Origin of the sequence: Corynebacterium sp. (genome assembly GCF_030532715.1) — a bacterium.
Classification (GTDB): domain Bacteria; phylum Actinomycetota; class Actinomycetes; order Mycobacteriales; family Mycobacteriaceae; genus Corynebacterium.
Genome location: NZ_JAUNKO010000001.1, coordinates 497,171 through 508,520 on the forward strand (window position 1 = coordinate 497,171; position 11,350 = coordinate 508,520).

Annotated in this window: 13 protein-coding genes and 1 riboswitch; of the genes, 2 read left to right on the forward strand and 11 right to left on the reverse strand. The window is 60.8% G+C overall.

Features of this window, described 5'->3' with window-relative positions; genetic code table 11:
• Positions 1–16 precede the first annotated feature (16 nt).
• Positions 17–220, reverse strand: a riboswitch (cobalamin riboswitch).
• Between the two features lie 255 nt (positions 221–475).
• A complete protein-coding gene (rpsT, locus tag Q4D83_RS02290) occupies positions 476–739 on the forward strand; it encodes a 30S ribosomal protein S20 (RefSeq protein WP_303172594.1) in 264 nt (87 codons plus the stop codon).
• 95 nt (positions 740–834) lie between these two features.
• Here the strand turns inward: rpsT and holA are convergent, their stop codons facing one another.
• From holA to Q4D83_RS02315, 5 genes are all read right to left on the reverse strand, one after another.
• Positions 835–1,791 carry a DNA polymerase III subunit delta gene (holA, locus tag Q4D83_RS02295; protein WP_303172596.1) on the reverse strand — a complete coding sequence of 319 codons (957 nt, stop codon included), beginning with the start codon at positions 1,789–1,791 and terminating at the stop codon, positions 835–837.
• Position 1,792: 1 nt separating this feature from the next.
• Positions 1,793–2,626 (reverse strand): TspO/MBR family protein, encoded by an 834-nt coding sequence (locus Q4D83_RS02300; protein WP_303172598.1) that lies wholly within the window; start codon positions 2,624–2,626, stop codon positions 1,793–1,795.
• 162 nt (positions 2,627–2,788) lie between these two features.
• Entirely contained in the window at positions 2,789–4,462 is a 1,674-nt protein-coding gene (locus tag Q4D83_RS02305; RefSeq protein WP_303172600.1) for a ComEC/Rec2 family competence protein, read from the reverse strand.
• Complete coding sequence (locus Q4D83_RS02310; protein WP_303172602.1) at positions 4,459–5,130, reverse strand: ComEA family DNA-binding protein; 672 nt, start codon at positions 5,128–5,130, stop codon at positions 4,459–4,461. Before Q4D83_RS02310 ends, Q4D83_RS02305 begins: the two co-directional genes overlap by 4 nt.
• Positions 5,131–5,279: 149 nt before the next feature.
• A complete protein-coding gene (locus Q4D83_RS02315) occupies positions 5,280–5,708 on the reverse strand; it encodes a ComEA family DNA-binding protein (protein WP_303172604.1) in 429 nt (142 codons plus the stop codon).
• A gap of 303 nt (positions 5,709–6,011) precedes the next feature.
• Between Q4D83_RS02315 and Q4D83_RS02320 the strand changes: the two genes are divergently transcribed.
• Complete coding sequence (locus tag Q4D83_RS02320) at positions 6,012–6,842, forward strand: DUF4352 domain-containing protein (RefSeq protein WP_303172605.1); 831 nt, start codon at positions 6,012–6,014, stop codon at positions 6,840–6,842.
• Here the strand turns inward: Q4D83_RS02320 and Q4D83_RS02325 are convergent.
• The 6 genes from Q4D83_RS02325 to Q4D83_RS02350 form a co-directional block, all read right to left on the reverse strand.
• Positions 6,839–7,666: a DegV family protein gene (locus tag Q4D83_RS02325; RefSeq protein WP_303172608.1), complete on the reverse strand. Its 828-nt coding sequence runs from the start codon at positions 7,664–7,666 to the stop codon at positions 6,839–6,841. The two genes, Q4D83_RS02320 and Q4D83_RS02325, sit on opposite strands and share 4 nt — an antisense overlap.
• 24 nt (positions 7,667–7,690) lie before the next feature.
• Positions 7,691–8,404 carry a histidine phosphatase family protein gene (locus Q4D83_RS02330; protein ID WP_303172609.1) on the reverse strand — a complete coding sequence of 238 codons (714 nt, stop codon included), beginning with the start codon at positions 8,402–8,404 and terminating at the stop codon, positions 7,691–7,693.
• Positions 8,401–8,868, reverse strand: coding sequence for a ribosome silencing factor (rsfS, locus tag Q4D83_RS02335; RefSeq protein ID WP_303172611.1), 468 nt, complete (start codon positions 8,866–8,868; stop codon positions 8,401–8,403). The genes Q4D83_RS02330 and rsfS overlap by 4 nt, the downstream gene beginning before the upstream one ends.
• A 57-nt stretch (positions 8,869–8,925) precedes the next feature.
• Positions 8,926–9,576: a nicotinate-nucleotide adenylyltransferase gene (gene nadD / locus Q4D83_RS02340; protein WP_303172613.1), complete on the reverse strand. Its 651-nt coding sequence runs from the start codon at positions 9,574–9,576 to the stop codon at positions 8,926–8,928.
• Positions 9,577–9,594: 18 nt separating this feature from the next.
• On the reverse strand, positions 9,595–9,903 hold the full coding sequence (locus Q4D83_RS02345; protein WP_303172614.1) for a hypothetical protein: 309 nt from the start codon (positions 9,901–9,903) through the stop codon (positions 9,595–9,597).
• A 95-nt stretch (positions 9,904–9,998) separates the two neighbouring features.
• Positions 9,999–11,276: a glutamate-5-semialdehyde dehydrogenase gene (locus tag Q4D83_RS02350; RefSeq protein WP_303172616.1), complete on the reverse strand. Its 1,278-nt coding sequence runs from the start codon at positions 11,274–11,276 to the stop codon at positions 9,999–10,001.
• Positions 11,277–11,350 lie beyond the last annotated feature (74 nt).

The window sequence follows — 11,350 nt, forward strand, 5'->3', positions numbered from 1 at the left end:
ACACCTCGCGGACCGACTTATTGTGTTCTGTTGCAGCCGGTCTCCTGGCTTTGTTTCGTTTCCACAGGGCGCCGCTGAAACCTTCCCACACCAAACCGGTGCAGTGGCGTTAACCTGGGGGACCCAAGGTCAGGACGCGAAACTTTCGAAACATACAGTGGCGAGGGCCGCTGCCGGATTCCCACCGGCATTCCCGAACACTGCAACACTCCTCACGTTACACCCCATGTCGACATATCCACATAAGATATTCCGCCTGCCGAAGCTTCCCCCACACTCTCCTGTCCACGCTTTGCCCTGTTCGGCAATGCCCTGCTAGACTCCCATTGTTCACCACTTGATGGGCGCGTATGTTCGCGAGCGGTCAGGACCTTGGGTCCGCCCAACATCCGCAACCGCGCAGGCCGCAAGCTTGCGCCACCAGCGCATCCGGTGGCACATCACATTCGATCAAGACCAAGAGGTATTTTCTTTCATGGCTAATATCAAGTCCCAGATGAAGCGCATCCGCACCAACGAAAAGCGGCGCGTGCGCAACCAGGCGATCCGTTCCGCCGTTCGCACTGAGATTCGCAAGTTCCGTGAGGCTGTCGCTGCTGGCGACAAAGCGGCCGCCGAGGCTCAGCTGCGCGTCGCATCCCGCGCGCTGGACAAGTCCGTAACCAAGGGCGTCTTCCACCGCAACAATGCCGCGAACAAGAAGTCCCGCATGGCCAATGCGTTCAACAAGATGAGCTAATTCCCAGCTCGCCTAGTAACCCACGCCCAGTAATTGCGCGTGGGTTTTTGCGTTGCCCGGCTTCCGTCCCTCACCCCACCGAACAGCTCCGCCGATCACCGGGCGAGTTCGGCGATCTCCCGCACCGCGTTTTCGATTGCGTATTCGGGGTCGGCGCCGTGGCCTTTGACGGCGGCGTCGAGGTCGCCGACGATGATTACCGCTTTGGATACGGCTTCCCCGGACCACCGCCTAGCCAACTTCGCGGTCTTTTCCACTTTCCAGGGCGGCATGTGGAGGATTCCGGCAAGTTGCCCGGAATTAAGCGCCCCACGCGTGGCGTACAAACGTGCGATAGCGCCGACGTTTCCGGAGAGCGCGGCGGCGAGCATGACGGGGCTCATTCCTAATTGGAGGGCGCGCCGGGTGGAGGCGAGCGCCCGGGCGGTTTGACCGGTGCAGGCAAGGTCTGCGATATCGAAACCGCTCACTTCGGCGACGCCAGCATAGTAGGCACGAACGTTGTCTACTGTGACGTCCCCGCCCGTATCGGCGACCAACTGGCTCACCGCGGAGGCGAGCTCGCGCAGATCACTGCCGACGCCCTCCAAAACCGCATGCACGACGTCCGGCGTGACCTTTACTCGATGTCGGCGAAACTCCGCGGTGACAAACCCCGGCCGATCCTTGGGTTTCACCTGGGCGACCTCGTGGACTTGGGCCACGGCTCGAAATTGCTTCACCATGGACTTTGTGCGCCCTCCACCGGAGTGGAGGATAAGCAGGTAAATGCCCGGGGCGGGGTTGGACGCGGCGTCGAGAAGCAGCCGGGCGGGATCTTTACCAGCCTCGTCCGTGTTCGTGAGCACTACGATGCGGTCTTCGGCGAACAGGGAGGGGCTGAGCAATTCCGCCAACTCACCAACGGTAAGCTCACCTGCGCGCAAGGTGGACACGGGAACATCCCCGCCGGTGTGCTGCCGAACTTGGTGCACAATCTCGTCGCGGGTGCGTTCGGCGAGGAACGGCTCGTCGCCAAGAATGAGGTGAACGGGGGCAATCACACGAACCATCCTAGGCACGATGCCTGCGTTGCAGCACACCAACCCCCACTGCGTTGATCACAGCGAGCAGCAACATCACCGCGACGAGCACCACCACCCCCGGGCGTGCTGCCGCCCCGCCTTCTCCAAAAACATGTCTGATAAGGATGCCGAGGGTGGCCCACACCAGCACCAACGCGTACGCCGTATCCCGCAGATACACGGAATTCCAAAAACCCATGCTCAGCCCCATAAACAGCGCCGCACCCAGCCAAAAGGTTTGGTTTTCAAACAGTGGGTGCCAGCCGATGCTCACCAGCCACACGTAGAAGTTTGCCACTACCGCCACGGTAATCCAGCCGAAGTACACCATAAACGGCAACACCGCGCACACGTAGTCCGCAATCGAACGCTTCTCGTAGGTGGCTTGATGCACTTTGCGCACAATCATCGACAGCACCACAAACAAGGCAATAATTAACAAAAGTGAAGCATCTATCGCGCGGTAATGCCAGGCGAAAATCCACCCAATATTCAGCAGGCAGGAACCGATAAATAGCACGCTGATTCGGGCGAATGCTTGCCGCTCAACGAGGGAGTGGAAACGAGCCCTAATCGGCGAAAATTGATACACCACATATATTGCCAATAGGGCGTAGATGACGGACCAAATAGAAAACGTAAAGCCCACAGGGGTGAAATAGTTACTGTATCGCTGAGCTACTTCACCGGTGGTAAAACCGCCAATGCGCAGCGTGTTTGCAATAGTGTTGACAGCAAGGGTGACCACCAAAGCGACAACTGACAACCATTTCAAGGCTCGTTCTTCCCGTAATCTTGCCTTCGGATCAGCCGCTAGGATCACGGTCCCCTCCTTACAATAAACGAACCTCAATATATCACGGTTGTTCAAGCAACTTACATAACAACCCAAACGGAATTCTGGCAACTCAATTCTAACCAACGGCCCGGCGGAAATCAGCGGAACTCACCGATTGCGGACGTGGTCACCACCGAGTTTCACGGCTCAAAATCTACCGTCGCGGGCGTGTTGGGTGCCGTCGCTATAGAGGGCTACCTCGCCATCGCGATTCGGGTACAACACAGGGATCCCGCCCTTGGTTCGCGTGGGGCGATCTCGTGCCGCCCCCTGATCGTCGAGCACCACTACCACTTGAGTGCCCGCGGGTGGCTCGTAATCACCTTCGACCTTTTGCTCAACTACCACGCTCAGTTGCGTCAGCGGGACTTCCTTGACCCCATACCACCAATGCACGCGCGGCAGCAGCCACAGTGCCATGCCCACAAGCGCCACCCCTAAAACCGCGCGGCCATAGCCCCGGTGGAACAGATACAGTACCCACAGGCTGCCCAACACCACCCATCCCGCGGGCGCCTCCAATTGCGGCCCGGCAAGCACGGTTGCCACAGTGTGGATCCACCAGGCGCAGGGTTCTATACACATCATTGGAAGCGCCTCCAGGCCGCCGGGCAGCAGCGCGCAGCACACCGCGACCAACCCGACGATAGTGATCACCCCCACCACGGGCGCCACCAACATATTTGCCAGCACGCTGACCAAGGGCACGCTGCCAGTCATCATCGCAATGATCGGTGCGGTGACCACGTCCGCGGCAATGGCTACCCCCAATGCGCGCACCACCACGTCCGGCATGCGTCGGCCACCGATGGCAAGCCGCGCCAACGCCGGCACGAGCAGCGGTTGCAACACCACGATTCCTGCGGTGGCAGCCACAGACAGGGCGAAACCATAGTGCACGGCTAGGTTGCTATCCCAAAGCACGAGCGTGCACACGGCAAGCGCCAACCCGTGCATCGGCTGCATCTTCGAGCTATTGATCACCGCAAGGAGCCCAACCATGCCGGTCACCCCAGCGCGCAGCACGCTCGGCTCGCACCCCACCAACCCCACGAACCCAGCCAGCGAAACCCCGGCCGCCGCAACCTGGACGCGGGGCGGTAGCGTTAGTAATTTCGCTACCGCAAACGCGGCCGTGATCACGATGGCAACATTGGATCCGCTCACCGCCGTGAGATGAGACAACCCGGTACTCATATAGAGCTGCCGGTCCGCATCCGATTGCATGTTCACATCCCCAAGTACCATGCCCGGCACCAACCCTTGGGCATGCTCACTCAACCAGTAATGGCACGCCTGCGCGAATACTTCGCGGACGTATCCGGTGGCCGCCTGCCAGCCATGCGGTGGTGCAAGTACGCGCATGTCCCGCGCACTCAACGCGTACTCCAACAAGCCCGCGCGCTCGCTTGGCCGTGCCTGCAGCGCCGCTTCCACCACCGCCCCTGCCGGTGGTGGGTCACCACGCAGCATGACTGGGAGCTCGACGGGGTAGCTCGTTGAGTCTACCGTGACCAGCCAAAACCCCTCGCGGACTTGCTTGGGATGTTCCGAAACGACACCCCGCACCAACCCCGGCGAGGCCGTACCGGGCGCGCCCCAGCCCAACGCGGCGACGGCGCGCACGCGGAGCCAAGCAGTTGCCGCTGCCACGCCACCGCCACAGCTCAGCACTATCGCCTGCCCCGGTTGCCGGCAGCACAGCGCCGCCACCCCGGCCGCAACGATGACACCCGTGGCCGCGAATGGCATCCGTAGCACCACGAGGGCGGTGGCCGCCCACATGAGTGCGGCCACTGGGATCAGCCGCAGTTCGCTCATAGCGTGATGAGCCCTTTGACCTGCTCGAATTTGGCGGCGCCTATCCCCTTGACTTCCTGTAATTGCTCCACGCTGCTAAAACCCCCGTTGGATTCCCGGAACTCTACGATCGCGTGTGCGGTTTTCTCCCCCACGCCGGGCAGTTGTTGGAGTTCCTCCGCCGAGGCGGTATTAATGCTGGTGAGCCCGTTTCCGGGTGCCGCCGGATCCCCACCGGGCGCGCCCGGCACTGGTATCGGCTCGCCTTGCGCTGGCACCACGATCTGCATCCCATCGGTAGCCTTTTGCGCTTGATTTACCGCAAAAATGTTCCCTTCGGGTTTGATCCCGGCGTGCGCTAAGGCGTCGGCGATGCGGGCGTTGGGCGCGAGGGTAACCAGCCCGGGCCGTTCCACCTCCCCAACCACGGACACCACCACTTCCTCCGGCTGGGCAACCTGTGTTGTTGACGCCGCGAATGCTGAGGAAAACGCCTGTTCCGGGGGTGTTTCCATCGCCGATTGCGACCACAGCAGGTAGCCGACGAGACCGCCGATAAGCACCCCGCCCAGCGCCAACCCCTGCCGGGTGGAAACCTTCAAGCGTGGTGTTGGGTATTCCACATCTAGTAGCTCCTCCTGACCGGTGGGAGCCGTAAATTCTTTCAACCTATCAATCGCGCTTCCCATACCTCACCACGGTAAGCGCAGCTCACGGGCCACAACAGGGCTCGCAACATCCCCCCAATCATGCCCTGTGAATAGAGCTAGGTTATCCACAGGTTCGCTTGGCACACCTGCGTCAAACCTTGCGGGTGGGCGCGCGTTCGGCTATGGCATTATACGGTCACCAGGCCTTCCAACCAGCGGAATTTTTCCTGTCCAATTCCCCGCACGTTTCGCAGCTCCTCGAGCTCCTGGAAACCACCGTTGAGCTCGCGATATTGCACAATTGCACGCGCCGTAACCGACCCCACCCCGGGCAAACTGTCCAACATTTCAAACGTCGCCGTATTGATGTTCATTTTATTTGCGTCCGCGGCGGTGGGAATTGGGGGCATCGCCGGCGTTTCCACGGTGAGTGCAGCTGCATCCTTCGGCGCTTCCAGCGCTAATCGACGCCCCGGCTGCCGCCCCGGGCGCGTCACATACAGGCAGCAGCCCACTCCTAAGAACAGGGCGAGCGCCCATGCCAACCGGATTCGCCGTGTGCGTTTCTCTTCGATTTCTCGCTGTTGGTTGCGACGTTGACCTGCGACTGTTCCCATACATCCACGCTAGACACACAACCTCACCCCAGTCAGTATGTTCATCGAAGTTTTAGGGCAATTATCCGCATTCTGCTACGAGTTTCATACGCGCAACCAGCGCAAAAACCCACAGCAAATCTCGCACACACGGACGAACTACCGGTGCGGGGCCGGCGGGCGCCATCACGCCCCTCACGCCATGCCCACGCCGCAATACCTAAGAAGGCAACTTAGCTCGAATTAATATTAGGCATAATATATCCTTACGTTATCTAATGTATAGCCAAACATTCACCATGTTTGGTTCGCGAAGGAGGATGCATGACCACGCCGCAGCAGCCTACGGGGCCTGAAGAACCAACACCTGACGCCACACCGCAACCAGGGTTCCCGCAGGAAAACCCTTTCGCCTACCAGCCTGGCCAACCCCAAGGTCAATCGCACCCCAACCCGCTGGCCGATCCTCTGAGCTACCCCCAAGGCTTTGACCAGGCACCCGTCGCCATGCCGAACCAAACGCCCGGTTCGATGCCGGGCCAAACGCCGCCACAAACGCCGCCGCATATGCCGCCACCGTTGCCGCCCCAGCAGAAGAAGGGCGGCTGCATGAAATGGGGGCTGATTATCGCGGGCATCCTTGTGCTGCTCACCATCTTCGGCATTGGCGTTGGCATCGTATCCATTGTCGTTGCTGGCGGATCTTCGACGTTGACACAATATGCGAACCCCAACAGTGGGGCCAGCCAAAGCGCAGAGCAGGTCGCAGGCAACCAGGAGGTAGATGGCCTCACCATCGGCGACACCTACCAGGCCTCAAAAGGGTTGCAGATCACCGTCAACTCCTTCAGCGTCATTGACACCGAATACCTAGGCCCCCACGCCTGCGCACTGGTCACCTACCAAAACTCTGGCAGCAAAGAGGTTGATTTCCAAGGCCACTGGGACTGGACCATCCAGAACTCCGCCGGCGTGATCACCAACCCCACGTACTCCGGGGAAAACGACCTGCAGCACGGCAAACTCGCCCCCGGCGGCACCGTCTCGGGGAACGTTTGCTTCGACAATAGCGAACCTGGGGACTACATCGTGCAATACAAGCCGCAGCTGGCGTTCCGCTCCGAAGACAGAGCCACTTGGAAAGCAACAATCTAGTCGGTCTTGCTGGCGGAGGCGATTTCACCAGTCGCCTCCGCATCGCGCACCACCGTCACGGCGACGGCCCCCGGTCCGGAATGCACGGCGAGCACTTGCTCCATGGCTACAATTTCGATCGCTTCCGGATCCTCATAGCCCAGCGCCGTCACAAGCATGCTACGTAGCCGCCGGGCGGCTTCTCGCGCCTCGTGCTGCTGGAGCGTGATGGTGGCGGGGGCGTCGCCAAGCGTGGTGTTCACAATCTCCACGATTTTCGTAAAAGCTTTCGCCTGCGTGCGGGTTTTACCCACCACTTCGAGGCGTCCGTCGTTGAGATGCATAATCGGCTTCGTAGCCAGCGCCGTTGACATCAACGCGGTCGCCGCAGACAACCTGCCGGATTTGCGCAGCTCGTCGATGCGGTGCACATACAGCCAGGTTTCCGAACGGTCGAGCACCCCCACGGCCGCCTCCGCGCAGGCTTCGATATCGCCGCCGTCGCGGGCGCATTCGGCAGCGGCGATCGCCGCTTTGCCGAGGCTCATGCCAACGCTGTTAGTGTCCACAACTCGCACCCCGCCGTCGAACACCCCGGCGGCGGTAACCGCGTTCGACCAAGTTGCGGAAAGCTCCTTGGAAATGTGCAGCGCCACCACGCCGGCATCCCCGCCGCGTTCCAATTGCCGGGCGTAGCACGCGACCAATTCGAGCGCGTTGAGTCCCGCCGTGGATCGGTCGGCACCACTGTGGATGACGTGGAGGTCCACCACCGTGATGTCGAGTTCGGCGGCCACATGCTCGGGCAGGCAAGACGATGAATCCGTGACTATCCGGACGGCCACAGCAGTCCCCCTCACAAGTTGGTGTTAACGGTCGAGTTCCAAGCCTAGCGCCACGCCCATGTTCCAACCATCGAGGTACCACTGAGCATCGTTGATGGTGGTTTCATCGAAGCGTGCGTCCAGCACTGCGGGGTCGCCGTCGGCGTCGAGGCTGCCTGCGTTGTACCGTGGCCGCGCCGTCAGGCGCCCCCAGCAGGTATTTTTCAACCCGGAGAGCATGACGTAGCCGTCGTCGCTATCAAATCCGAGCAGGCTGGCGGTCAGCGCGCTGATGGTTCCGCCGTGTGCAACAACCAGCACGGCACGTTCTTCCCATTCGGGCAGATCGCGCATCAGTTCGTCCACCACTTCGCGGGCGCGGGCGGCTACCTCAAGCCGAGTTTCCCCACCCGGCGGAGCCCAGGTCGGGTCGTGGCGCCAGCGCGCGCGGGCACCGGGAAAACTCGCGTCCACTTCTTCCCTGCGTTGCCCCTGCCACTGCCCCAGGTTCGTTTCACGCAGCCTGGGGTCGGTGCGCACGGGGACGTCGATAAGCTGGCTTACCACCAACGCAGTATCGTGCGCACGGCTCAGGTCCGACGACACAATCGCGCAAATGTTCTTGTGCGCAAGGTACCGGGCAGCGTTGTGCGCTTGTTCGATGCCAAACTGGCTGAGCTGAGTGTCCAGCTGTCCCTGCATCCGGCGGCTGGCATTGTATTCGGTTTGGCCATGACGCAGTAAATACAGCCGCCTCACAGCTCGTCCGCATCCGGTTCTTTATCCGCAAGCGGAATATCGTCTATCGACGCCGCGCTCCGCACATCCACATCCCCCGCCCACGCCGCAGGGCGAACCGGTGTTTCAATACCTTCAATGTCGATGAGTGGGCAGTCACGCCACAGCCGATCAAGCGCGTAAAATTCGCGCTCTTCGTTGCGTTGCACGTGCACCACGATATCGCTGTAATCGAGCAGCGCCCAGCGGCCCTCGCGGACTCCTTCGCGGCGCACAGGCTTTGCGCCAAGCTCCCGCAGCTTGTCTTCCACCTCGTCCACAATCGAGCCCAAATGACGTTCATTGTCCGCCGAAATGATGACGAAGCAATCGGTAATCACCAAATTGTCCGAAACATCAATCACCGCAATGTCGGTGCCGCGTTTATCGTCCGCAGCGAGCGCAGCTGTGCGAGCCAACGAAAGAGAATAATCAGAAGCAGTCACGCTAGTCCTTATTGTTTTGGGTACTGGTCAAGTCTCCCACAGGAAACCGGGTTGAAGCTAGTCAAGCGGCACCGCGTGTTGGTACAAGCGATGCTTGGCAATGTACTGCACCACCCCATCCGGAACGAGATACCACACCGGGCGCGCAGCGGCAGCACGGGCACGACAATCTGTCGACGAGATCGCCATCGCCGGGATCTCCACCAACGACACCCTACTGCCCTGCTTCACCGGCAAGTCATGGGAAAGCTCATACCCTGGCCGCGTCACCCCAACAAAATGCGCAAGCTCGAACATTTGCTCCCAGTCACGCCAGGTGACGATCTTGGCCAGCGCGTCCGCACCAGTAATAAAGTACAGTTCCGCATCGGGGTACACCCGCCGTAGATCGTGCAGCGTATCCACCGTATACGTCGGGCCGCCGCGATCAATATCCACGCGGCTCACCTGAAAGCTAGGGTTCGACGCCGTGGCAATCACCGTCATCAAATATCGATGCTCAGCTGCGGTGACCTCCCTATCCGCCTTCTGCCAGGGCTGCCCAGTGGGCACAAACACCACCAGATCAAGCCCGAATCGATCCGCCACTTCCGACCCTGCGACAAGATGCCCATTATGGATCGGATCGAACGTACCGCCCATGATGCCGACGCGCCGCAACCTCCGAGCGCGCGGGGAGGCCGACGAAACGGCACTGGTGTGAGGCATAGAAAGAATTGTACCCGGCTATCCCAACACCCAAATCAGATACGCCGCACTCAACCCGAGCGCGATGCCAAGGGGCAGGCTTCCACCGATCCAAGCGGCAACCGTACCGCCAAGACTTTGCCGCCCCAGGAAACCGGGGTAAATCCCACCGAGAAACACACCAAACAGCGCGGCGCCCAGCACGAGGTCATACGTGGGGACCCCAACGGCGAAAAACACGTCAATAATGTGCCAAGCGAGGATCAGTAGCACGGTCAGCCCCGTGAGCACCGTAAATATTCGAATTCCTTGTCGAGTCTGAGTCGTGGTTTCACGTTGCGTGCGCATCCCTCGTCCTTCCACTCGCGGCTGAACGTATGGGGCGAGGGTAACGCGCATCTGAAGCAAAAAGCTAGGGGGTTTGTGGAGGTTTCAGTAAACTTTTATGGCCTCATGTGCCCATTACCAGTGAGCACCCATTTACTCGACGTGAGTTCGGGAAGCGCCATGGGACCACGCGCATGCAGCTTCTGCGTGGAAATACCAATCTCCGCGCCAAAACCGTACTGTTCCCCATCGGTCCACGCCGTGGACGCGTTGATCATCACCGCCGCGGAATCCACCCCATCGGCGAAGCGTTGGGCCGTACCGATGTCACGGGTGGCAATGCCCTCCGTATGCCCCGAACTCCACCGCGCAATGTGTTCGATTGCGCCGTCCACTCCGGCCACAACCGCCACCGCGATGTCCATGGAAAGGTATTCCTCCCCCCAATCCTGCGGCGTCGCCGCCACCACATCACTCGCCCCAAACGCCGCGAGCGCGGCGACGTCGCCATGCACCACAACCCCCGCGGCCTGCAACGCTTGCACCACTTTGAGCTTCGCGGCGTCGTCAAGCGCGGCGTCGAGAAGCGCGGTCTCGGTAGCGTTGCACACGCTCACGCGGCGGGTTTTACCGTTGAGCAGCAACCCGATCGCCTGCTCAAGATCGCAATCATGGTCAATATAAAAGTGGCAGTTTCCGGTGCCGGTTTCGATCGTCGGCACCGTGGCGTTGGACACCACGGCCTCGATAAGCCCGGCACCGCCGCGGGGAATCACCACGTCCACAAGACCCCGAGCGGTAATCAAATCCTGCACGCTATCGTGAGTTTCGCAGGGAAGCAATTGCACGGCCTCCCGCGGAAGATCGTGCTGAGCAAGGGTTTCCTGCAAAATCTCCACCAGCGCAGCATTCGAATGCATCGCCGATTTCGATCCGCGCAACAACGCCACATTGCCGGATTTCAGCGCCAACCCAAACGCGTCCACAGTCACATTCGGGCGCGCCTCATACACCATGCCCATCACCCCGAGCGGCACCCGAACCTGCTGCATGCGAATCCCATTGGGCAGGGTTTTGCCAGACAGGACGTCTCCGACCGGGTCCGGCAGGGCCGCCACCTGACGCAACCCGCCGGCGATGCCCGCAATACGCTCATCATCCAATGCCAGCCGATCCAACAACGAAGCCGCGAAGTCACGCTCCCGCCCCGCCTGAATATCCAGCTCATTTGCGGCCAGAATACGTTCACCTTGCGCCACCAACGCATCCGCCGCGGCAACCAATACCTGGTTTTTGGCATCCGTCGTTAGTGTGGCAACCACCCGGCTGGCGGCTTTGGCGGCGCGAGCCTTGGCCAGCACCTCGTCCCGTTGTTGTTGTCGCGCGTCACTCATGGGCACAAGTGTAGCGTGCACCCCACAGCACGTGGTTGGCAGATACGCTGGAGGGTGTAGTTGCAGAAAGGACC

Excerpts from the sequence above, each read along its gene's own strand:
- Q4D83_RS02305 (WP_303172600.1), bottom strand. The coding sequence starts at position 4,462 with ATGAGCGAACTGCGGCTGATCCCAGTGGCCGCACTCATGTGGGCGGCC.
- Q4D83_RS02310 (WP_303172602.1), bottom strand. The coding sequence starts at position 5,130 with ATGGGAAGCGCGATTGATAGGTTGAAAGAATTTACGGCTCCCACCGGT.
- Q4D83_RS02345 (WP_303172614.1), bottom strand. The coding sequence starts at position 9,903 with ATGCGCACGCAACGTGAAACCACGACTCAGACTCGACAAGGAATTCGA.
- holA (WP_303172596.1), bottom strand. The coding sequence starts at position 1,791 with ATGGTTCGTGTGATTGCCCCCGTTCACCTCATTCTTGGCGACGAGCCG.
- rpsT (WP_303172594.1), top strand. The coding sequence starts at position 476 with ATGGCTAATATCAAGTCCCAGATGAAGCGCATCCGCACCAACGAAAAG.
- nadD (WP_303172613.1), bottom strand. The coding sequence starts at position 9,576 with ATGCCTCACACCAGTGCCGTTTCGTCGGCCTCCCCGCGCGCTCGGAGG.
- Q4D83_RS02350 (WP_303172616.1), bottom strand. The coding sequence starts at position 11,276 with ATGAGTGACGCGCGACAACAACAACGGGACGAGGTGCTGGCCAAGGCT.
- Q4D83_RS02315 (WP_303172604.1), bottom strand. The coding sequence starts at position 5,708 with ATGGGAACAGTCGCAGGTCAACGTCGCAACCAACAGCGAGAAATCGAA.
- Q4D83_RS02320 (WP_303172605.1), top strand. The coding sequence starts at position 6,012 with ATGACCACGCCGCAGCAGCCTACGGGGCCTGAAGAACCAACACCTGAC.